We start from the raw sequence: 21840 nt of genomic DNA, 5'->3' as shown, positions 1-21840 counted from the left end.
AGACGGTTGGGGCTCCGTTCTACGCACGTTCCCGTTTTGTGTCAAGAGGCGGCTGAAATCACAGCGAGATGATTTCGACCATCTCTCCCGCATCGCGGGCAGGGTCGTGCGGCGGCTGCACGATCAGGCAGTCGGCATCGGAGAGCACCGAGAGCAGCGAGCTGTCCTGCTTGGAAAAGGCGGTGACGCCGTCCGGGCCGCTGGCGGCGCGCAGGTAATGCTCGCGCGGACCGTTCGCGGCCAAGGGTGCCGCAAGGCGCGCGCGACGACGCGGCGCGGCGGCGGGCGGCAGCCCGGAAAGCGCCCGGATCAGCGGCACCAGAAAGACATGGGCACAGACCATCGATGAGACCGGATTGCCCGGCAGGCCCAAGAGCAGCGCCTCGCCGAAGCGGCCCGCCATCAGCGGCTTGCCCGGGCGCAGCGCCACCTTCCAGAAGGCGCGCTCCATGCCGGCCTCGGCCGCGGCGGCCCCGACGAGATCATGGTCGCCCACCGAGGCACCGCCGATGGTCAGAACGATGTCGGCGCCGCGCGCCAGGTCGAAGGCCTGTCGCAGCGCGGCCATGCTGTCGCCGGCGATCGGCAGCAGCCGTGGCGTGCCGCCCGCCTGCGCGACGATGCCGTGCAGCCCGTAGGCGTTCGAAGCGATGATCTGGTCGGGGCGCGGATCTCCGCCCGGCGCGACCAACTCGTCGCCGGTGGCGATGATCGCCACTTCGGGGCGGCGCGACACGGTGAGCCGGTCGGCGTTCATCGCCGCCGCCAGCGCGATATCGGCCGGGCGCAGGAGGCGTGGCGCGGCAAGCGCGTCGCCCACGCGGAAATCGGCGCCCAGGGGGCGGATGTTGCGGTTGTCCGAGATGCCGGGGCCAAGGATCACCGCGTCGCCATCGCGGGTCGTATCCTCCTGGATCACCACACGGTCGGCGCCTTCGGGCACCGGCGCACCGGTAAAGATGCGCACTGCTTCGCCGGGGCCCACGATACCGGAGAAGGCGTGTCCGGCCGCGGCCTCGCCGATCACCGTAAGCCGCGTGCCTTGCGCGCAATCGGTGTCCCGGATCGCGTAGCCGTCCATGGCCGAGGCCGAAAACGGTGGCTGATCGCGCCGGGCCGTCACCGGCGCGCGCAGCACCCGGCCCAATCCGGCGGTCAGCCCGACCTCTTCGACGGGCAGGGGGGCGACCAGCGCGAACAGCCGGTCCAGCGCCTCGGATACCGGGATCACGCTTCCCAGCGCCCCGACTTGCCGCCCTCTTTCAGGGCGAGGCGGACACCGCCGATCTCCATTCCCTTTTCGGCCGCCTTGAGCATGTCGTAGATGGTGAGCGAAGCGACCGACACTGCGGTCAGCGCCTCCATCTCGACGCCGGTGCGCCCGGTGGTGCGCACGGTGGCGGTGATCCGCACGCCCGGCAGATCCTCGTCCGGTTCCAGATCGATCGTCACCTTGGAGAGCGGCAGCGGGTGGCAGAGCGGGATCAGGTCGGCGGTCTTCTTGGCCGCCATGATCCCCGCGAGCCGCGCGGTGCCCAACACGTCGCCCTTGCCGGCGCGGCCCTCGCGCACCAGCGCCAGCGTCTCCGGGCTCATCCGGACATGGCCCTCGGCCACCGCCAGCCGGTCGGTCACCTGCTTGTCGGTGACATCGACCATCTGGGCGCGGCCCGCGGCATCGAAATGCGTCAGCGGCATCAGGCGCCGCCCGGTGCGGTCAGCGGGTTGGCGAGGATCGCCCGTGTCGCCGCCGTCACGTCCTCGTGCCGCATCAGGCTTTCGCCGATCAGGAAGCTGCGGGCGCCGTAGCGGGCGATCTCGGCGAGATCGGCGGGCGTCGAAAGGCCGCTCTCGGCGACGATCATCCGGTCCACCGGCACGTGCTTGGCCAGCATGCGGGTCACGTCGAGCGAGGTCTCGAAGGTCTGCAGGTTGCGGTTGTTGATGCCGATCATCTTCGAGTTCAGCCCGGCGGCGCGGTCGAGCTCGGCCCGGTCATGCACCTCGATCAGCGCGTCCATGCCCCAGCGCGTCGCCGCGTCCTCGAGCTCGCGCGCCTGCGCGTCGGAGACGCTGGCCATGATGATCAGGATGCAGTCGGCCCCGAGCGCCCGGCTCTCGGCCACCTGCCACGGATCGTAGAGGAAATCCTTGCGCAGCACCGGCAGCGACGAGGCCTCGCGCGCCTGCACGAGATATTCGTCCGCGCCCTGGAACGAGGGCCCGTCGGTCAGCACCGACAGGCAGGCTGCGCCGCCCTCCTCGTAGGCGCGGGCCAGCGCCGGCGGGTCGAAATCGGCGCGGATCAGCCCCTTGGAGGGGCTCGCCTTCTTGATCTCGGCGATCAGGCCGTAGCCCTCGCGCGCGGCCTCGGTCAGGCGGTCCGCGAAACCGCGCGGGGCGGGGGCCTGCGCGGCGCGCGCCTCGATATCCGAAAGCGGCAGCTCCGCCTTGCGGGCCGCGACGTCTTCGAGCTTGTAGGCCTTGATCTTGTCGAGAATATCCATGTCGTCGTTCTACCGGGCAAAATGGGGCTTGGAAAGCGTTCAGGCGGAACCGCACCAGTCGATCGCGGCCTCGCCGCGCGCCTCGAGCCAGTCGTTGATGCGGCCGAAGGGGCGCGACCCGAAGAAACCGCGCCGGGCCGAGAGCGGCGAGGGATGCGCGGTCTCGATCACCAGATGGTCGGGTCCGAGATGGGGTGCCGCGATCTTCTGGGCGTGCTTGCCCCAGAGCAGGAAGGCGCAGGGCCGCGCCGACGCGCGCGCGAGCACTTGGCCCACCAGCCGGTCCCAGCCCCAGCGCGCATGGCCGCCCGCCGCGCCCGGCTCGACCGAGAGCGCGGTGTTGAGAAGCAGCACGCCCTGCCGGGCCCAGTGGCTCAGATCGCCGGTGGTCGGGGCGCAGCCGATATCGTCGCGCATCTCGCGCTGGATGTTGCGCAGCGAGGGCGGCAGTTTCGCGAGGTCCGGCGGCACCGAGAAGGCAAGGCCGGTGGCGTGGCCCGGGGTCGGGTAGGGATCCTGGCCCAGGATCACCACGCGCAGCGTCTCGGGCGGCGTCAGCTCCAGCGCCCGGAACCGCAGTTCCGGCGACGGCAGCACGGCGGGCAGGGCGGCGAGACGGTCCCGCAGCGCCGGCCACTCCGCCGCGAAAAACGGCAGATCGGCCCAGCCTTGCGGCAGTTCGTTCACGCGGTGCCGGAGGTGATCGCGGCGAGACGCTCGATGGCACGGCGCGCGGCGCCCGAATCGATGCTCTGCGCCGCGAGATCGGCGCCTGCGCGCAGGTCCTCGACCCGGCCCGCGACCAGCAGGGCGGCGGCGGCGTTGAGCCGCACCGCGTCGCGATAGGCGCCCGGCGCGCCGTCGAGCAGCGCCGCCAGAGCCCGGCCGTTCTCCTCCGGGGTGCCGCCGATGATCGCCTCGAACGGATGCTCGGGCAGCCCGGCATCGGAGGGGCTGATCTCGAAGCTTTCGACTTTGCCGTTCTCGAGCGCGGCCACCGCCGAGGGGCCGCAGATCGACAATTCATCGGTGCCGTCGCCGCCATGCACCAGCCAGGCCCGCTCGGAGCCCAGCCGCCCCAGCACCTCGGCCATCGGCGCGATCAGCGCCGGGTCATAGGCACCGGTAAGCTGGCGCTTTACCCCGGCCGGGTTGGTCAGGGGGCCGAGAATGTTGAACAGGGTCCGGATGCCGATCTCGGCCCGGACCGGGCCCACATGCTTCATCGCCGGGTGATGCATCGGTGCCATCATGAAGCCGATCCCGGCCTCGCGGAGAGCGCGCTCGACCACCTTGGCCCCGACCATCACCTGCACGCCCATCTGGCCCAGCGCGTCGGCGGTGCCGGATTTGGAGCTGAGATTGCGGTTGCCGTGCTTGGCCACCGGCACGCCGGCGCCCGCCACGACGAAGGCGGTCGCGGTCGAGATGTTGAGCGTGTTCTTCCCGTCGCCGCCGGTGCCGACGATGTCGATCGCGCCCTCGGGCGCCGCGACCTTCAGGCAACGCGCGCGCATCACATGCGCGGCGGCGGCGATCTCGGCCACGGTTTCGCCGCGCATCCGGAGCGTCACCAGAAAGGCCGCCATCTGCGCCGGGGTGGCGTCGCCGTCGAACAGGATGCCGAAGGCGGATTCCGCCTCCTCGCGCGAGAGCGGTCCCGCCAGCGCCGCAGCGATCAGCGGCTTCAGACGGTCGCTCATGCCGCCACCGGGGTGCCGGGCGCGTGGCCGGGCAGCCGGTCGAGGAAGTTCTTCAGCATCTGGTGGCCATGCTCGGAGGCGATGCTCTCGGGGTGGAACTGCACCCCTTCGATCGGCAATTCGCGATGCATCAGCCCCATGATCGTGCCATCGGCCAGCGCCGCCGTCACCTCGAGGCTGTCGGGCAGGCTCTCGCGCTCGACCACCAGCGAATGGTAGCGCGTCGCCTTGAAGGGCGAGGGCAGCCCGGCGAAGACGCCCTTGCCCTCATGCAGCATATCGGCGGTCTTGCCATGCACGATCTCGTGGCAGCGTACCACGCGGCCGCCGAAGGCCTGACCGATGGTCTGGTGGCCGAGGCAGACCCCGAGCAGCGGCGTCCGGGTCTCGGCGGCGGCGCGGGTCAGGTCGAGACAGATGCCGGCGCGGTCGGGATCGCAGGGGCCGGGCGAGAGCACGATGCCCTCGGGCGCCATCGCCATCGCGGCCTGCGTGTCGATCTCGTCGTTGCGTTTGACCACGACCTCCGCGCCCAGCTCGCCCAGATAGTGCACGAGGTTCCAGGTAAAGCTGTCGTAATTGTCGATCAGGAGAAGCATGGTCCCTCCGGGCGGCGCACGCGGCCGTTGCAATTCGGGGCTACCGTTCGGCGGTGGTCCCTTGGTAAGGTCGGGGCATAAATGGGACCGGGAGGCGGGAAACGTCAAGGTCCGGGACTGAGCGACGCCGTGACGCGCGGCGCAGCGGGGCAGGAAAAGTGGGATCTGGGTTCATCATAGGCGGGCTCTGGGGTCTGCTCGTGTCGGCGGGGGCATTGGCCGTGGCCTCGCTCATCGGCGACCCGCCGGCCCGTGACGGTACGGCGGAGATCGGGCTGCGGGAGGTGGTGCCCGGGCCGGAGACGGAAACCGGGGTGACGCCGGAGGTCGAAACGGCGCCCGATGCGCCCATCGAGACGGGGCGCGAGCCGTCGGACGCGCCGGAGATGCCGTCCGAGGAGGGATATCCCGCGCGCGAGGCCGAGGCGGAGCGCGCCGAGGCCGACATCGTGGTGTCGGGCCGTGCCACCGTCGAGACCCTGCCCGACGCGCCGAGCGGCCCGCCGGTCTCGTCCTCGACGCCTCTGCCCGAGGTGCCGCAGGAGCCCGAAACGGTCGAGGCCTTCGACATGCCGGACACGGACCCGGGCAGCGGCGACGCCCCGTTCGAGATCGCCGGGATGGCACCGCCGGTCGAGGCCGAGGCGCCCTCCGAGCCGGTGCTGTCGCCGCCCCAGACCCAGGCGCCGCAGGTGCCGAGCGGCAGCGCGCCGCAGGATCCCCTGCCGACGACGCCGCGCGCCGACGTGCCGGCGGGTCGCGGCGCCGTCCCCTCGGCCGATACCGCACCCGAAAGCCGGCCCGAGGCCGGGGACGCGGTCTCGACGCCGGAGACGCTGCCCGAAACCGCCGCCGGGCCCTCCGTCGCCCCGGGCTCGGAAGAACCGGTGCTGCCGGGGCCGCCGTCGCGGGTGATCGAGGTGCCGGCGGGCGAGGCCGACATCACCGTGGCCACGGACCCGCCGCCGCCGCCCTCGCAGGCACCGCGCGAGGTGATCGATGAGGAGCCGGAAACGCCGGAGCCTGACGCGGCAGACGAGGTCGAAACCGCAGGCCTGCCGCAGGCCGGTGCGCCCGCGCCCGGGTCCGGCGGCCTGCCCGAGCCGCCCGCACCGCCCGAAGCCCCCGCCGCCGCAGGCGAGGCGCCGGCCGGGATCGCGCCGGAGCCGGGCACGATCACCGTGTTGCCGGTGCCCGAGACCGGCGAGCGCGGCCTGCCGGGCCGGGCGGCCGGTCTCAATGGCGGCGACGCGGTGCCGGTGCGCCGTCCCGGCACGGAGGAGGAGGCCGAGCCGGCGCCGATCGCCGAGGACGCACCCGCCGTTCTGCGTTTCGCCGCGCCCGATACCGCCGATGCCGGCGCGCCCCGGCTCTCGGTGGTGATGCTCGACATGGGCCTGCTCGACGATCCGGTGAGCGCGGTCTCGAGCATTCCCTTTCCGGTCACCATCGGCCTCGATCCAGAGGCGCCCGACGCCGCCGCGCGCGCCGCGCGCTGGCGCGAGGCCGGCTACGAGGTCGCGGCGATGGTGCGGCTGCCGGCGGGGGCGCGGCCCTCGGATGTCGAGGTCACCTACGAGGCCGCCTTCGCCGCGCTGCCCGAGGCGGTGGCGCTGCTCGATGCGGGCGGGGCCGGGCTCAACGCCGATGGCGACGTGACCGCGCAGGCGCTCGATCATCTGGCGGAGGAGGGGCGCGGGCTGGTGGCGCTGCCGCACGGGCTCGCGACGCCGTTGCGACAGGCGCGCGACCGGGGCGTGCCGGCGGTCGAGATCTACCGCGATCTCGGCGAGGTCGGTCAGGACGACCGGGTGATCCGGCGCTTTCTCGACCAGGCCGCCTTCCGCGCGCGGCAGCAGGGACAGGTGACGCTTCTGGCCGAGTTGAACCCCGAAACCATCACCGCCCTGACGCTGTGGGGCAACCGTGCCGGGCGCGAGGGCGTGTCGCCGGCGCCGGTCAGCGCGCTGCTGCGGCTGCAATCGGTGGGTCCGGGCAAGTAGGATGATCGAAGTAGGGCCGGGCAGGTCGGCGGGGCGGGATCTGCGTATTGGCGCACAGGGTCGGTGATTTGACCGCCATCCCGGTGCCGATCACTGATGACGCGTCACCACATCATCGAATGGATCGCCCATGACCTCCGCCCCCTCCCAGACCGGCCTCGCCGCCCGTGCGCCCGAAATGCTCAGCGTGCTGCGCATCGTCAGCGCCCTGATCTTCACGCTGCATGGCAGCCAGAAGATCTTCGCCTTTCCGCCGAGCGAACAGACGCCGCCGCTGGCCTCGCTGATGGGGGTGGGCGGTCTGCTCGAACTGGTGGGCGGCCTGCTGCTATTGGTCGGGCTGTTCACCCGCCCGGTGGCCTTCGTGCTCTCCGGCATGATGGCGGTGGCCTACTGGGCGTTCCACGCGCCGGGCAACCTGTTCCCGACGCTCAACGGCGGCGATGCGGCGATCCTCTACTGCTTCGTCTTCCTCTACATCTTCGTCGCGGGTCCGGGGCCGTGGAGCCTCGACGCGCTGATGCGCCGCCGCTGAACGCGGCGCGGCGACAGACCAGATGGGTGGGGCGACCCCCGGCCCATTGCCGAAAAAGTGCAGCCGCAGGGACTTCGGCGGCTGCATTGCTACAGGGGCATCATGAGCTGCGGTTCTGGCTTCAGAGCGGCTTCACGAGGCGATGAAGCACATGGTCGAGGCCATGCGTGTTGTCCGCCTTGCTGACCCCGGTCGCCCGGAACCCTTCGCGCTCCCAGAACGCGCGCCCCCGCGGGTTCGCCTCGAGGACGCCCACATACAGCTTCGTTGCCCCATCCGAGCGCGCGAGGTCTTCGATCCTGGACAGGAACGCGGCCCCGCGCCCGGCTCGCTGGGCCCAAGGCCCGAGGATCATCAGACCGAGATAGGCATCGCTCTCCGTGGGAAAGCCGTAATGAAGCTCGGCCAGCCCGGAAAGCCGGCTGTCCGAGAAGAGCCCCAGAAACCGGGAGCGATCGAGGTCGCAGCCCGGCGCGCCAGCGGTAAAGAACTCCTCCGCCTTTTCGTAGGGGTCCGGATGGCTTTCTTCCGCCAAGAGCCAATAATCGGGCGCCTCAGTATAGAAGCCCGCCACCTGATCCAGATGGGCAGCGATATTCAGCGCCGTGATGCGATCAGCCAAGCCTTGGTCCTCTATAGCCCGGAGGCCTCATTCACGCGCATCTGGCCGCGAGCAAGGTCGCGTAGCGTCGCGAGGGGCTTCGTCTTTCGAAGGCTCGATCGAGATCTGGATGATACGGGAGTTCGCGATGCCCCGGTCATGGTCTCGGGCCCGTGGAGGTCGTGTCGGTCCCGGCGCGCGTGAACGGCAACATGCCCGGGAGGGCCTGCAAAGAAGTCTTCGCAAGTAGCTCGTGTCGCTTCCCACCATGAACCTCGCACCTGGTACCGCTCACGGGAATGGTCGGGCACGATCCGGCCAGCCCGGGTTCGCGTGCGGCATTTACCGCGAAGGGCGGGGTGATCCCCGCCCAGTCTCGTTCCAGTCTCGGTTCAGCCATTGCCCTCCGGGCGGAACATGGCGGCGTCCGCCGCGGCGCGCCTGAGCGCGTTCGACTTGTGCACCGTCTCCATGTACTCGGCCTCGGGGTCGCTGTCATGGACCACGCCGCCGCCGGCCTGAATGTAGAGCTTGCCGTCCTGCACCACCGCGGTCCTGAGCGCGATGCACATGTCCATGTCGCCACCGGCGCTGAAATAGCCAAGGCCCCCGCCATAGACGCCGCGCTTCTCGGGTTCGAGCTCGTCGATGATCTCCATCGCCCGCACCTTGGGCGCGCCCGAAACCGTGCCCGCCGGCAGCCCCGCCAGAAGCGCCGAGAGCGCGTCCTGATCGTCGCGCAGCTCGCCCACCACGTTGGAGACGATGTGCATGACGTGGGAATAGCGCTCGATGATGAAGCGCTCGGTCGGGCGCACGGTGCCGGGCTTGGCCACCCGGCCCACGTCGTTGCGCCCCAGATCCAGCAGCATCAGGTGCTCGGACAGCTCCTTGGCATCGGCCAGCAGGCTTTCCTCGTTCGCCCGGTCCTGCTCGGGCGTGGCGCCGCGCGGCCGGGTGCCCGCGATCGGGCGGATCGTCACCTCGCCGCCCATCACCCGCACGAGGATCTCGGGGGAGGCGCCGACCAGCTGGTAGCCGCCGAAATTGAAGTAGAACATGAAGGGCGAGGGGTTGGTGCGCCGCAGGCTCCGGTAGAGCGCGAAGGGCGGCTCGGGGAAATCCTGGGTCCAGCGCTGCGCCGGCACCACCTGGAAGATGTCACCCGCGCGGATGTACTCCTTGGCCTTCTCCACGGCGGCGAGATAGCCCTCATGGGTGAAGTTCGACACCGGCTCCGAGAGCGGCGCCGGCGCCTGAAGCGCCCGTGCCTCCTGCGGCACCGGCCGGTCGAGCGCGCGCATCGCCTCGGTCACGCGCTCGGCGGCCTGGGCGAAGGCGGCGCGGGCCGACTGGCCCTGGCCGCACCAGGCCGGGGCCACCAGGATCACCTCGCCCTTCACCCCGTCGAGCACCGCCACCACGGTGGGGCGCATCATCACCGCGTCGGGCAGGCCGAGCGGGTCGGGGTTCACGTCGGGCAGACGCTCCACCAGACGGATCATGTCGTAGCCCAGATAGCCGAACAGCCCGGCCGAGGCGGCGGGCAGGTCCTCGGGCAGGTCGATCCGGCTCTCGGCGAGGAGCGCGCGCAGCGTGTCGAGCGGGTGGCCGTCGAGATCCTCGAAGGCGTCGTCGTCGTAGCGCGCGGCGCGGTTCACCCGGCTCTGCGTGCCGCGGCAATCCCAGACCAGATCGGGATTCATGCCGATGATCGAGTAGCGGCCGCGCGCCTCGCCCCCCGTCACGCTTTCCAGGATGAAGGCGTGCTTGCCGGCATTGGCGAGCTTCAGCATCAGCGAGACCGGCGTGTCGAGATCGGCCGCGAGGCGGGTCCAGACGATCTGGTTCGCGCCTGTCTCGTAGCCTTGGCGGAACGTCTCGAAATCGGGGCTGAGCATGGGCGTCTTACCTGAAGGAGGAATGGACCGCCTGGACGGCGGTGTCGTCGATGCGGATCTCGGTGCGGGCCTGCACGGCGCTGGCATAGGCGGTGTAGATGTCCTGCGCGATGCCGGTGCCGAGCCGCTCCTCGATCGCCTGACGCTCGGCCGCGACGCCGGCATCCTCCTCGGCGGGCGGCGCCACGGCATCGAGCCGGACCACGGCGGCAAAGCCGTCGCCGGTGATCGCGCGGGTCTCGCCTTCCTTCATCTCGAAGATCTCGCGGATGAAGCCGGGGAAGGTGCCCTCGACGAAGGCGCGGCGGGTGAGGTTCTGCGCCTCCTGCGGGGCGAGGCCCGCTTCGGCGAAGCTCGCGCCGCCGGCGATCTCGGCCGCCAGCGCCTCGGCCCGCTCGCCGCGCAGCCGCGCCCGGGTCTCGGCCTCGACATCGGCGATCACCTGCGCGCGCACCTCGTCGAGCGGACGCAGCTGGGGCGGCGTCACGCCGTCGAGACGCAGCGCGAAGACGCCGCCATCCTCGAAGCCCAGAAGCTCGGGGAAACCGCCCTCCTGCGCGGCGGCGGCCGCCTCGCGGAACGGTGCATAGGCGGCGATGCCGTCGGAGACCTCCTCGGACCATTCGATCGTGCCCAGCTCCATGTCGGCGCGCTCGGCCAGATCCTCGAGCGCGGCGCCGCCCGCGAGCAGGTCGGTGATCTCCTGGCTGCGGCGCTCGATCTCCCGGCGGGCGCGGGCCTGGGCCAGCTCGGCGCGCAGGTCGTCCTCGACCGCCTCGAAGGGTACCTCCTCGGCGGCGAGCACGGCGTTGACGCGGAACAGAGCAGGGCCGAGATCGGTCTCGACCGGGCCCACCACGTCGCCGGCCTCTGCGGCGAAGACCGTCTCGGCGGCGCCGTCCAGATCGGCCTCGGCCACGTCGCCCAGATCCACCGCCTCGAGGCTCAGCCCGCGCGCCTCGACCAGATCCTCGAAGCCGGCCTCGCCCGCCTCGAGCCGGGCCAGCGCCGTTTCGGCGGCCTCGGCGTTGGGATAGACCAGCCGCTCGACCAGCCGGCGCTCCTCCTGCACGTATTCGGAGAGGCGCTGCTCGTAGAGTTCGCGCACCTGCGCGTTGTCGATCTCGATCTCTTCGGCCACGTCCTCGGGGCGCAGCCAGACATAGCTGATCTGCCGGATCTCGGGCGCGGTATAGGCCTCGGGCGCGGCGGCGTAGCGCGCCTCGATCTCGGCCTCGGTGGGGGCGGGGATCTCGGCGTCGAGCAGGATCTCGGGCAGGATCACCCGCGGGCGGCCGTCATCGGCGGCGGGCGCGGGCGCGGCGCCGAGCGTCACCGGCGCCCAGGTGATGTCGCGCCGGGACATCAGGAACTCGACCAGCGCCTCGACATGGGCGTCGGGCGCGGCGACGCCGCCGACCACCGCCGTCTGCAGCAGGGCGCGGGCCTCGCCCTCGCGCAGGCTCTGCTCGAACTCGGCCACGCTGAGGCCGTTGCGGGACAGCGCGTCGCGATAGGCGTCGCGGTCGAAGCTGCCGTTCAGTCCCTGAAAGGCCGGGATCGCCAGCACCTGGTCGCGCACACGGGCGTCGCCCACCGAAAGGCCCAGCGCCTCGGCCTCGGCATCGAGCACCCGCTCGGTGACGAGCTGGCCCAGCACCGCCCGGTCGAGGCCGAATTGCTGCGCCTGCGCGAAGCTCACCGCCGAGCCGGTCTGGCTTTCGAGCGCGCGGATGCGACTTTGCAGCGCGTTGGCGTAGCTCTGGATTTCCAGATCCTTGTCGCCGACCGTGCCGAGCCGGGTCGCGTTGCCCGTGAGCCCGGTGGCCCCGAAGCCGATCAGGCCCACGAAGAGCAGGATCAGGATGATCCAGACGAATACGCGGTTGCCCTTGCTCGATGCCATTGCGGTCTCCCTGTCGCGCCCCTTCGGCGTGAGCCGTTGAATAGGCAAGCGGGCGGGGCCGTGCAAGCGGATGGGGCCGGGCCCCGTCCGCGGCGAGGGCCCCGCCCGGGGTCGTGCTCAGCGCGCGGGCAGCGCCGCGAGCCGGGTTTCCAGCTTGGCGATGCCGGTGGCGTCGACATTGGCGAAGGCGATACGCAGCTGCCGCCGGCCCGCCTCGGAGCCCTCGGGCGTGAACATCGTGCCCGGCAGCAGCAGCACGCCCGCCTCGTGCACCAGCCGCTGCGCCAGCGCGTCGGAAGGCTCGGCATGGGGATGCTCGATCCAGCCGAAATAGGCGCCGCAGCCCATCAGCCGCCAGCCCTGCGGCGCGAGCCGCGCGAAGCTCCGTTCCATGGCGCGGCGGCGCGAGAGGATCTCGGCGCGCTCGCCCGCCAGCCAGTCGCCCAAGTTGCGCATGCCCCACAGGGCCGCCTTCTGGCCGAGGCTGGTCGGGCAGATCGTCACCGTGTCGAGGAACCGCTCCATCTGCGCGATCCGCGCAGTGCTCGCGGTGACGGCGCCGACCCGGTGGCCGGTGAGGCGGTAGGCCTTGGAGAAGGAATAGAGCTGCACCAGCACCTCGGCCCAGTCCGGGTCCGAGAACAGCTCATGCGCCGGTCCCTCGCGGCTGTCGAAGTCGCGATAGGTCTCGTCGAGGATCAGCGCGAGGCCGCGGTCGCGGCACAGGTCGCGAAAGGCGGCGAGCAGCTCGGCGGGGTATTCGACGCCGCCGGGGTTGTTGGGGCTCACCAGCACGATGGCACGGGTCGCGGGCGTGATCAGCGCCGCGGCGGCCTCGGGGTCGGGCAGCAGCGTCGGGCCGGTCTCGAGCGGCAGGGTCCGCACCCCGGCCATGTCGTTCCACATGCGGTGATTGAAGTACCACGGGCTGGGCAGGATCACCTCGGAACCTTCGCCGCAAAGCGCCGAGATCGCGGCGCAATAGGCCTGGTTGCAGCCCGAGGTGACCGCCACCTGCTCGGGCACGACGCGGCCGCGATAGGCTTCGCTCCAGTGCCGCGCGATTTCCTCGCGCAGGTCCGGCAGGCCGAGGACCGGGCCATAGAGATGGGCGCTGGCATCCTGCATGACGATCTCGGCCATGGCGCGTCGCAGCGGCTCGGGCGGCGGATCGACCGGCGCGGCCTGGCTGACGTTCAGGAGCGGCCGCTCGGGCGGGAAGCTGACCCCCTCGATCCAGCGGCGGGCCTCCATCACGGGAGGTGGAAAGGTCGATGCGGTGCGGCTGCTGCTCATGTCGTCTCCCTGGGGTGTCGCAGGGGACGCTAGACCCGCGGCGATGCGGGCGCAATCGCCGGGCCCGCATCGCGCGATACGCCCGATGGGGCGGGCCGGAACGCGAACGGCCCCGCCGATGGCGGGGCCGTTGTGCAGGTGCCGGAGCGGCTCAGTCCTTGCCGCGATAGGGCTCGACATATTGCAGGGCCATGTCCCACGGGAAGAAGATCCAGGTGTCCTGGCTCACCTCGGTGACATAGGTGTCGACCTGGCCGTTGCCCATCGGCTTGGCATAGACGGTGGCGAAATGGGCGTTGGGATAGAGCTGGCGCACCAGCTCCAGCGTGCGGCCGGTATCGACGAGGTCATCGACCACGAGGATGCCGGTGCCGTCGCCCATCATCTCGGCGTCGGGGGCCTTCAGCACCTTGGCGCTGGCCTGATTCTGGTGCTCGTAGGACTTGACCGAGATCGTGTCGACGGTGCGGATGCCGAGCTCGCGGGCGACGATCATCGCCGGCGCCATGCCACCGCGGGTGATCGCGACCACCGCCTTCCAGGCGCCCTCGGCGTCGGGGCCCCGGCCGTCGAGCCGCCAGGCCAAGGCGCGGCTGTCGCGGTGCAGCTGGTCCCAGGATACGTGGAAGCCCTTTTCATGCGGCAGTCGGTCGGTCATCGCTCTCAGCCTTTCGTGATGTCGGGCGCGTCGGGGTTCTTCATGCCGATCACGTGGTAGCCCGCATCGACGTGATGGACCTCGCCGGTAACCGCGCTGCCCAGATCCGACAAGAGGTAGAGGGCGGATTTTCCGACCTCCTCCTGGGTGACCGTGCGGCGCAGTGGCGAATTATACTCGTTCCACTTCATGATGTAACGGAAATCACCGATGCCGGAGGCGGCCAGCGTCTTGATGGTGCCGGCAGAGATCGCGTTGACCCGGATCGCGTCGCGGCCCAGATCCTCCGCGAGGTACTGCACGCTCGCCTCCAGAGCCGCCTTGGCAACGCCCATGACGTTGTAGTGCGGCATCACCTTCTCGGCGCCGTAATAGGTCAGCGTCAGGCAGGAGCCGCCCTCGGTCATCATCGGCGCCGCGCGCTTCACCACCGAGGTGAAGGACCAGACCGAGATGTCCATCGACATCAGGAAGTTCTGCTTCGAGGTGTCGACATAGCGGCCGCGCAGCTCGGACTTGTCGGAAAAGCCGATGGCGTGGACGATGAAGTCGAGCTTGCCCCATTTCTCCTGCAGCGCGGTGAACAGCGCGTCGATGCTGTCCTCGTCGCCGACGTCGCAGGGCAGCACGATGTCGGAGCCGACCTCCGCCGCGAGCGGGCCGACCCGCTTCTTCAGCGCCTCGCCCTGATAGGAGAAGGCCAGCTCGGCGCCGGCACCGGCGCAGGCCTTGGCGATGCCCCAGGCGATCGACTTGTCGTTGGCGAGCCCCATGATGAGGCCGCGTTTTCCCGCCATCAACTGCGATGTCATGAATGTCCCTCTTGCCGATCCGGCGCCGTTTCGATCCGGTGTAGGCGATAGGGAGCATGGCATCAAGGCCACGGGCCTACGTGACGTCATGCTTAGAGCGGAAGGAGAGGGGACTAAATGGTTGAGAATGGAGTATACTGTCGGAATACGAGTGAGTGAGTTTGTATGATGGACCCGCGTGTCGGCATCTTCGCCGGAGATGATCCGCTGAATATTGCAAGGCTCTGGCTTGAGGAAGCCGGGCGCCACGAGCCTTCGGATCCCAACGCGATCGCGCTGGCCACGGTTGATTCCGAGGGTCTGCCGGATGTGAGAATCGTACTGCTCAAGAGCATCGAGAGCGATGCGTTCGTGTTCTACACGAACTACGAAAGCGCCAAGGCGCGCCAGATCGACAGCAATGGCCGCGCCGCTTTCGCCATGCACTGGAAGTCGCTGCGCCGACAGATCCGGGTGCGCGGGTTGGTGGAACGCGAGGACGGCCCGATCGCCGACGCCTATTTTAGATCACGGCCGCGTGAGAGCAGGGTGGGGGCCTGGGCTTCGCCTCAAAGTCGTGCGATCGCCTCGCGCGCGGCGCTCGAGGCGGAGGTGGCGCGACTCGATGCCGAGCTTGGCGAGGATCCGCCGCGGCCGGCCTTCTGGGGTGGATATCGGCTCAGACCGCTCGAGATCGAATTTTGGGCAGATGGCGCACATCGGCTTCACGACCGGTACAAATGGTCGAGACCGACGCTGAACCATCCGTTCGAAGTGTTACGTTTAGGACCGTGATTTCACACGGAATGAAATTCGATGCTTGTAGCCACCCTCGGACTGTGCTGCACAGACGAAAAAAATCGGACGGGCCGGGACAAGGCTGCTGGAGGCGGAGATGAACGACATGCTGGACAAGCAGACGGAGGACCGCCTCGAGATCGCGGGACACGTCAAGTGGTTCGATCCGGCGAAGGGATTCGGCTTCATCGTGCCCGATGACGGCGGCTCCGACATCCTGCTGCACGCCAATGTACTGCGCAACTATGGCCAGAACTCGGTGGCCGATGGCGCGCGGATACGCATCCTTGCCCATCGCACCGAGCGCGGCATCCAGGCCGCCGCCATCCTGTCGCTCGAGGCGCCGGCGACCGCCGCCGCGGTGCCGCTGGCCGATTTCCAGGAGTTCGATCCCGAATATCTCGCGAGCCGTCCGCTCGAACCGGCGCGGATCAAGTGGTTCGACAAGGCCAAGGGCTTCGGTTTCGCCAACATCTTCGGCGCCGGCGACGACATATTCCTCCATGTCGAGGTGCTGCGGGCGTCCGGCCTCGCGGATCTCGAACCCGGCGAGGCGGTGTCGCTGCGGGTGATCCAGGGCAAGCGCGGGCGAATGGCGACGGAAATCCTCACTTGGGACGCGGCGCTGCGCCAGCCGGGGGCCGCGAAGCCCGAGGATGGGAACGGGGACGAGGAATGAAGGCGCTGCTGCTGGCGGCCTTCGCCGTCTCGGCGCCGCTGGCCCTGCAGGCCGCGACCTGCGCGCCCGACCGGGTGACGATACGGGGCGATTGGGGGCAGGCGGCCTTCACCGTGGCCGTGGCCGATGATGCCGCCGAGCGGGCGCAGGGGCTGATGAACGTCCCTGAGATGCCGCGCATGACGGGCATGCTCTTCGTCTATGAAGAGCCGCAGGCCGTGTCCTTCTGGATGCGCAACACGCTCATTCCGCTCGACATGATCTTCGCCGGCCCCGATGGGACCGTGCGCAGCATCCACGAGCGCGCGCAGCCCCTCGACGAAACCCCGATCCCGGGTGGCACCGACATCCAGTACGTTCTGGAGCTCAATGGCGGCATGGCGGAACGGCTCGGCATCGCGCCCGGCGACACGCTGCGCCACCCTTCGATCGGCAGCGACGAGACGCCGGCAGCCGATCCCTGCGAATGATCACGGCGGCGCTTGCACCCGGGCGCGCGCCAGCCTAGAAGGGCGGCGGTCCGGGGCGTAGCGCAGCCTGGTAGCGCATCTGTTTTGGGAACAGAGGGTCGCAGGTTCGAATCCTGCCGCCCCGACCAATCTCCTCTCATTTCCATTCTCGGTGACCCGGAGGGGCCAGTCCCTCTGGTTTCGGGCCTCGTGGCGAATCCCCCTAACTCCGGGTGACGCCGGGTTGCGGCCCCTATCGCGCCATCGAAGAGATCGCCGGCCCAAAACGACCCCAGAAGACCCCTGTGGCCCCGATGTCACGCCTTGCGGTGGACAAGTTCAGGGCCCGTTTCTCACCCCCTGTGGATAATTTTCAGGCCGTGCTCAAGCGGTGCATATGTCCCTGCGTCAGGCGCCCTCAAAGCCCAACGCGGACTGGGCATATGGCGTTCTTCATGGGCCGGTGGGGGCTGTGGAAAACCCTGTGGGAGAGCGGTGAACTGCGGTGGGCGAATCCAAGGGCGCCGAGGCGGTGTCGCGATATTCGTTCGCGCCACCCCGGCACCGCGTTGACCGTACCCGCCGCGCTGCTCAGTTTCGCCGAACCGGGGGCCTGCGGCCCGCGGCTCACGCGGCGAAACGGGAACACCTGCATGCAGATCGAACGGCGCTATACGATGCCGGGACAGGCCCCGCTTGCCGGGATGCCGACCCGCCGCATCCGGCTCGAGGACGGCACCGCCATGCAGGTGCCCGCCGGCTGGACGCTGCGCGCCGCGCGCGCCTTTGCCGCGCAGGTGCCGGGGGCGCGGGGCGAGACCGGCCTCGCGGATGCCGTCGATGCGCTGACGCCGCGGCTCTCCTCGGGCGCCAAGGCTTCCGGCCTTCTGACGGACCCCACCTGCCTCGGCATCTGGGCCGACGAGATGCGCCAGATGGTCATGCACCGTATCGCGGTCATCGATCCCGCGCTCTGGAGCGGGCGCATAGGCGCGTCCGAGCCTGCGGCCTCGCCGCTGCGGGTGCGGATGGCGCAGGCGGAAGACGCGCAGGTGAGGTGCCTCGCCGAAGCGGTCCGCGACGGCGCGCCGCTTGCTTTCGATTTCGAGACCGATCCGCGCGTCGCCGCGCCGAGCGTCGTGCTCGACCTCCGCTGCTTCGTCGAGGATGGCGAGGTCGCGGTGGCGGCGCTGGTTCATGCGGTCCAGCTCTGGACACTGGCTCTCGCCGCGGCTGCCGGGCGCAAGGCCGTGCCGGGCGACCTTGGACTGGCGGGTTTGGGCGGTGCGCTGATGCGGCTCGGCCTGGGACATGCGACGCGCGAAGGGCGCATCGCGGCGGCAGCGATGGGGGCTCTGGCCGAGGCGGCGCGAGCGACCATGGCAGCGGAGCTCGGGCTTGCGCCGGGGGCGGGCGATGCGCATGCGCGCGCCGGTCTGGCGCGGCTCCAAGCCAAGCCGGTGCCGCACGCTGCCCGTGCGGCTATCGAGCGTGCGCGCGGGCTCTGGGCCGGGATCGACGAGCAGGCCGCCCCCGATGCGCCGGCGACCCCCCGGATCGCGATCGCGCCACTTGGCGCTCGGGCGGCGATCCTCGGGCTCGGGGACGACCCGCTCGCGCCCTTGGCCGAGCTGCGTATCGAGATGGAGACCGAGCGGGGACATTGCCGCGAGGCCGCGCCGGAGTTGCGCGCCGGGCTTGCCGCTCAGGGATACGGCGGCGACCGGATCGAGGCATTGATCCGTCACGTGGCCGGGCATGGAAGTCTCGCCGCCGCGCCGGGCATCGACCATGCGGCGCTGCGCGCGCGCGGGCTCGACGCGCAGCAGATCGCCCGGATCGAGGCGGCGCTCCCCGAGGCGCGCGACCTGCGCATGGCGGTCACGCCCTGGCGGCTGGGCACGGCGTTCTGCGCATCGCGGCTCGGCCTCGACGCCGCGGCGATGCCGGGGCAGGGGATGGGGCTGCTGGAGCAGCTCGGTTTCACCGAGGCGCAGATCGAGGCGGCCAATCGCCACGTCTTCGGCACCGGATCCCTGCGCGGCGCCCCGGGGATCGCGCCCCGCGACGCCGCTGCCTTCGATTGCGCACCCGAAGGGGCGGGCGGCCCGCAGGATGTCGGTCCGCGCGCACGGCTCGCCATGGCGGCGGCGCTGGCACGGGTGATCGGCGGCCCGGTGGTGGCGCGGCTGCCGCTGCCGGACGCGGCCGGGGCCGATGCGGCGCGCGCGGCGATCCACGCGGCGCGGCGGGCGGGGCTCGCCGGGCTGGTCCTGTCCCGCGATGCCGAGGCGGCGCAGCGCATGGGCGGCGCGACCGAGGCCTCCGCGGATGCCCTTCCACTGGCGCCGCGCCTGCGTGAGATCCTCGCGATGCTGCCGCCGGGCATCCGCCCCGGCAGCGCGCCATCCGAGGTGATCGAGCTGCTTGAGGCGGCGCGCCGCTCGCGCCCCGAGGCGCGACGTCATGCGCGGGCGCTGCGCGAACGGCTGCTGGCCGACCCGCTGCCGCAGGATCGCGGCAGGCTGGGCGTCGCCACGCCGCCGGCCGGGCACGACCGGGCGCAGACCAGGCGCGGCTGAGCCGTTCCGCTCCGGAACGTCTTCGCGCTCTCCGTGTTGCTGCTCAGAAGCAGCCGAGCTGGGAGAGGCGCATGGGCGAGAGATCGCGCGCGGTCGAGGATGTGCTCGACCGGCTTGAGCAGGAGGGGCGCGATGACGACCGCGCCACCGTGGGTGACGTGACCTCGGCGCTCGGGGATCGCGGCTTCGGCCCGTTTCTCTTCGTGCCGGCGCTGATCGAGATTTCGCCGATCGGCGGCGTGCCCGGCGTGCCGACGCTCCTGGCGTTGATCATCACGATCTTCGCGGTGCAGATCGTGATGCAGCGCGACGAGATGTGGCTGCCGGGGTTCCTCGAACGCCGCTCGGTCTCGGGCGACAAGCTCGCCAAGGCGGCCGACAAGCTGCGCGGCATCGGCCGTTGGCTCGATCGGTGGTTTCACGGGCGCTTTGAAGCGCTGACCGGGCCCAAGGCGTCGCGTATCGCGGGTATCGCGGTGCTGCTCCTGTGCTTGACCGTGCCGCCCCTGGAACTCGTGCCCTTCGCGTCCAGCGCGCCGATGGCGGCGATCGCGGCCTTCGGCCTCGCCATGACGCTGCGCGACGGGCTGCTGATGGGGCTGGGTTTCCTGCTGAGCATCGTGGCGGTCGGCGTGAGCTTCGGAATGATCGGAGGCGGCTGAAACCCGGGGGAGGGCTGGCCTATCCGTGGGCGACGCGGCATGGTCGGCGCGCCCGAACCGCCGGAGAAGACGAGGTGACGAACATGCGCAAGGGGCCAGACGCCTTTCATTCCCTGCACCGGCACGGTTTCGTCCGTGTCGCCACGGCAACGCCGCGCGTGCGGCCTGCCGACGTGTCGTTCAACCGCGACGCGGTGATCGCCGAGGCGCGACGCGCGCATGATGCCAAGGCCGATCTCGTGGTGTTCCCCGAGCTCTGCGTCTCCTCCTACGCGATCGACGACCTGCACATGCAGACCGCGCTTCTCGACGCGGTCGAGGCGGCAGTGATGCGTATCACCGAGGCCAGCGCCAAGCTCGCGCCGGTGTTGCTGATCGGCGCGCCGCTGCGCCATGAGGGGCGGCTTTACAACTGCGCCGTGGTGATCTCGCGCGGGCGCATTCTCGGCGTGGTGCCCAAGAGCTTCCTGCCGAATTACCGCGAATTCTACGAAAAGCGCTGGTTCGCCGAAGGGCGCGGCGTCACGGGTCGCGCCATGCGGCTCGGGGGAGAGGAGGTGCCCTTCGGCACCGACCTGATCTTCGAGGCAGAGGATCTGCCCGGCCTGATCTTCCACACGGAGATCTGCGAGGATTTCTGGGCCCCCGTGCCGCCGTCGAGTCAGGCGGCCACCGAAGGCGCGCTGATCCTCACCAACCTCTCGGCCTCGAACATCGTGATCGGCAAATCCGACGACCGCCACGTGCTGTGCCGAAGCCACGGCATGCGCAGCTTCGCGGCCTATGCCTATTCCGCCGCGGGCCCCGGCGAGAGCACCACCGATCTGAGTTGGGACGGGCAGGGCGCGGTCTACGAGATGGGCGACCTGCTGGCGCAGTCGGGCCGCTTCGACGTGGAGCCCGAGCTGTGCATGGCCGATGTCGACACGCAGCGGCTCGTGAACGAGCGGATCCGCACCGGCACCTTCAACGACGCGGGCAAGGGGCGGGCCCCGGCCTTCCGGCGCATCCGCTTCGCGCATCGGCCGCATTTCGAGGATGCCGGGCTGATCCGGCCGATCCGCCGCTACCCTTACGTGCCGAACCGCGAAAGCCATCTCGATCTCGACTGCTACGAGGCCTTCAACATCCAAGTCGAAGGGCTGCGCCGCCGGATGGAATCGATCGGCAACCCCAAGCTGGTGATCGGCATTTCCGGTGGGCTCGACAGCACCCACGCGCTGATCGTTGCGGCCAAGGCCTGCGACCGCATGGGCCTGCCGCGCGACACGATCCTCGGCTACACCATGCCCGGCTTCGCCACCGGGGATGCCACCAAGACGAACGCCTGGAAGCTGATGCGCGCAATGGGTATCGAGGCGGCCGAGATCGACATCCGGCCCGCCGCGCGGCAGATGCTGAAGGACATGGAACACCCGTTCTCCGGCGGCGATCCGGTCTATGACATCACCTTCGAGAACGTGCAGGCGGGGCTCCGGACCGATTACCTGTTCCGGCTGGCCAATCAGAATGGCGGTATCGTCGTCGGCACCGGGGATCTGAGCGAGCTGGCGCTGGGCTGGTGCACCTATGGCGTCGGCGACCAGATGAGCCATTACAACGTCAATTCCGGCGTGCCCAAGACGCTGATCCAGTACCTGATCCGCTGGTCGATCCAGTCCGGGCAGTTCGACGAGGCCGCCACCACCGACGTGCTGCAGGCGATCCTGGATACGGAGATCTCGCCCGAGTTGGTGCCGCAATCCGAGGAAGAGGAGCTGCAATCGACCGAGGACCGGATCGGGCCCTACGCGCTGCACGACTTCTTCCTGTTCCACACCATGCGCTACGGGCTGCCACCTTCGAAGGTGGCCTTCCTCGCATGGCACGCCTGGCACGATGCCGAGAAGGGGCTCTGGCCGATCGGCTTCCCGCAGGAAAAGCGCCGCGCCTACGACCTCGCGGAGATCCGCAAGTGGCTGGAGGTCTTCGTCTCCCGTTTCTTCGGCTTCGCGCAGTTCAAGCGCTCGGCCATGCCGAACGGGCCCAAGGTCTCGGCCGGTGGCTCGCTCAGCCCACGCGGCGACTGGCGCGCGCCGTCGGATGCGAGCGCGGCGGTTTGGCTCGAGGAGCTTCGCGAAAACGTGCCCGAAGGCTGATCTTTCCCGGCCCGCCCGGATGCGCTAGTGAG

General features: G+C 70.3%; 20 protein-coding genes and 1 tRNA gene. 9 read left to right on the top strand and 12 right to left on the bottom strand.

The window, feature by feature from the left end; translation table 11 throughout:
- Positions 1–58 precede the first annotated feature (58 nt).
- From glp to O4G76_RS03035, 6 genes are read right to left on the bottom strand one after another with little or no spacing between them, the layout of a single operon-like run.
- Positions 59–1231 carry a gephyrin-like molybdotransferase Glp gene (glp, locus tag O4G76_RS03060; protein ID WP_269395937.1) on the bottom strand — a complete coding sequence of 391 codons (1173 nt, stop codon included), beginning with the start codon at positions 1229–1231 and terminating at the stop codon, positions 59–61.
- A complete protein-coding gene (moaC, locus tag O4G76_RS03055; RefSeq protein ID WP_269395936.1) occupies positions 1228–1698 on the bottom strand; it encodes a cyclic pyranopterin monophosphate synthase MoaC in 471 nt (156 codons plus the stop codon). Before moaC ends, glp begins: the two co-directional genes overlap by 4 nt.
- Positions 1698–2507: an indole-3-glycerol phosphate synthase TrpC gene (gene trpC, locus O4G76_RS03050; RefSeq protein WP_085895766.1), complete on the bottom strand. Its 810-nt coding sequence runs from the start codon at positions 2505–2507 to the stop codon at positions 1698–1700. Before trpC ends, moaC begins: the two co-directional genes overlap by 1 nt.
- Before the next feature lie 39 nt (positions 2508–2546).
- The gene (locus O4G76_RS03045; protein WP_269395935.1) at positions 2547–3194 is read right to left on the bottom strand and encodes a uracil-DNA glycosylase; all 648 of its coding nucleotides are present in this window, start codon (positions 3192–3194) and stop codon (positions 2547–2549) included.
- Positions 3191–4210: an anthranilate phosphoribosyltransferase gene (gene trpD, locus O4G76_RS03040; RefSeq protein WP_269395934.1), complete on the bottom strand. Its 1020-nt coding sequence runs from the start codon at positions 4208–4210 to the stop codon at positions 3191–3193. Before trpD ends, O4G76_RS03045 begins: the two co-directional genes overlap by 4 nt.
- Positions 4207–4809: an aminodeoxychorismate/anthranilate synthase component II gene (locus tag O4G76_RS03035; RefSeq protein ID WP_269395933.1), complete on the bottom strand. Its 603-nt coding sequence runs from the start codon at positions 4807–4809 to the stop codon at positions 4207–4209. The genes trpD and O4G76_RS03035 overlap by 4 nt, the downstream gene beginning before the upstream one ends.
- A gap of 221 nt (positions 4810–5030) precedes the next feature.
- Between O4G76_RS03035 and O4G76_RS03030 the strand changes: the two genes are divergently transcribed.
- Together O4G76_RS03030 and O4G76_RS03025 are read left to right on the top strand one after the other, a co-directional pair.
- Complete coding sequence (locus O4G76_RS03030; protein ID WP_269395932.1) at positions 5031–6812, top strand: divergent polysaccharide deacetylase family protein; 1782 nt, start codon at positions 5031–5033, stop codon at positions 6810–6812.
- 130 nt (positions 6813–6942) lie between these two features.
- Positions 6943–7347 (top strand): DoxX family protein, encoded by a 405-nt coding sequence (locus O4G76_RS03025; protein WP_085895771.1) that lies wholly within the window; start codon positions 6943–6945, stop codon positions 7345–7347.
- Between the two features lie 121 nt (positions 7348–7468).
- Here O4G76_RS03025 and O4G76_RS03020 read toward each other — a convergent pair whose 3' ends face one another.
- The 6 genes from O4G76_RS03020 to fabI form a co-directional block, all read right to left on the bottom strand.
- Positions 7469–7969: an N-acetyltransferase gene (locus O4G76_RS03020; protein ID WP_269395931.1), complete on the bottom strand. Its 501-nt coding sequence runs from the start codon at positions 7967–7969 to the stop codon at positions 7469–7471.
- Positions 7970–8340: 371 nt separating this feature from the next.
- Positions 8341–9849, bottom strand: a complete 1509-nt coding sequence (trpE, locus tag O4G76_RS03015) for an anthranilate synthase component I (protein ID WP_269395930.1) — start codon at positions 9847–9849, stop codon at positions 8341–8343.
- A gap of 7 nt (positions 9850–9856) precedes the next feature.
- Positions 9857–11755: a SurA N-terminal domain-containing protein gene (locus O4G76_RS03010; protein ID WP_269395929.1), complete on the bottom strand. Its 1899-nt coding sequence runs from the start codon at positions 11753–11755 to the stop codon at positions 9857–9859.
- A 117-nt stretch (positions 11756–11872) separates the two neighbouring features.
- Positions 11873–13051 carry an aminotransferase gene (locus tag O4G76_RS03005; RefSeq protein WP_269395928.1) on the bottom strand — a complete coding sequence of 393 codons (1179 nt, stop codon included), beginning with the start codon at positions 13049–13051 and terminating at the stop codon, positions 11873–11875.
- Between the two features lie 151 nt (positions 13052–13202).
- Entirely contained in the window at positions 13203–13709 is a 507-nt protein-coding gene (gene gpt / locus O4G76_RS03000; protein ID WP_085895777.1) for a xanthine phosphoribosyltransferase, read from the bottom strand.
- Between the two features lie 5 nt (positions 13710–13714).
- Positions 13715–14521, bottom strand: coding sequence for an enoyl-ACP reductase FabI (gene fabI / locus O4G76_RS02995; RefSeq protein WP_085895778.1), 807 nt, complete (start codon positions 14519–14521; stop codon positions 13715–13717).
- Between the two features lie 168 nt (positions 14522–14689).
- Here fabI and pdxH point away from each other — a divergent pair, with 168 nt between their 5' ends.
- The 7 genes from pdxH (at position 14690) to O4G76_RS02960 (ending at position 21808) form a co-directional block, all read left to right on the top strand.
- Positions 14690–15295 carry a pyridoxamine 5'-phosphate oxidase gene (gene pdxH / locus O4G76_RS02990; protein WP_269395927.1) on the top strand — a complete coding sequence of 202 codons (606 nt, stop codon included), beginning with the start codon at positions 14690–14692 and terminating at the stop codon, positions 15293–15295.
- Positions 15296–15395: 100 nt separating this feature from the next.
- Positions 15396–15977, top strand: a complete 582-nt coding sequence (locus O4G76_RS02985; RefSeq protein WP_085895779.1) for a cold-shock protein — start codon at positions 15396–15398, stop codon at positions 15975–15977.
- A complete protein-coding gene (locus O4G76_RS02980) occupies positions 15974–16447 on the top strand; it encodes a DUF192 domain-containing protein (protein ID WP_269395926.1) in 474 nt (157 codons plus the stop codon). The genes O4G76_RS02985 and O4G76_RS02980 overlap by 4 nt, the downstream gene beginning before the upstream one ends.
- 51 nt (positions 16448–16498) lie before the next feature.
- A tRNA-Pro gene (locus O4G76_RS02975) sits at positions 16499–16575 on the top strand.
- Between the two features lie 504 nt (positions 16576–17079).
- Positions 17080–19008, top strand: a complete 1929-nt coding sequence (locus O4G76_RS02970; RefSeq protein ID WP_269395925.1) for a hypothetical protein — start codon at positions 17080–17082, stop codon at positions 19006–19008.
- Between the two features lie 71 nt (positions 19009–19079).
- On the top strand, positions 19080–19670 hold the full coding sequence (locus O4G76_RS02965; RefSeq protein ID WP_269395924.1) for an exopolysaccharide biosynthesis protein: 591 nt from the start codon (positions 19080–19082) through the stop codon (positions 19668–19670).
- Positions 19671–19753: 83 nt separating this feature from the next.
- Entirely contained in the window at positions 19754–21808 is a 2055-nt protein-coding gene (locus O4G76_RS02960; RefSeq protein ID WP_269395923.1) for an NAD(+) synthase, read from the top strand.
- The last annotated feature ends 32 nt before the right edge of the window (positions 21809–21840 follow it).

The sequence above is a fragment of the Limimaricola sp. G21655-S1 genome (assembly GCF_027213785.1).
Lineage (GTDB): Bacteria > Pseudomonadota > Alphaproteobacteria > Rhodobacterales > Rhodobacteraceae > Limimaricola.
The sequence above is the reverse complement of the archived record's forward strand: the minus strand, read 5'-3'. Positions and strand labels throughout refer to the sequence as shown.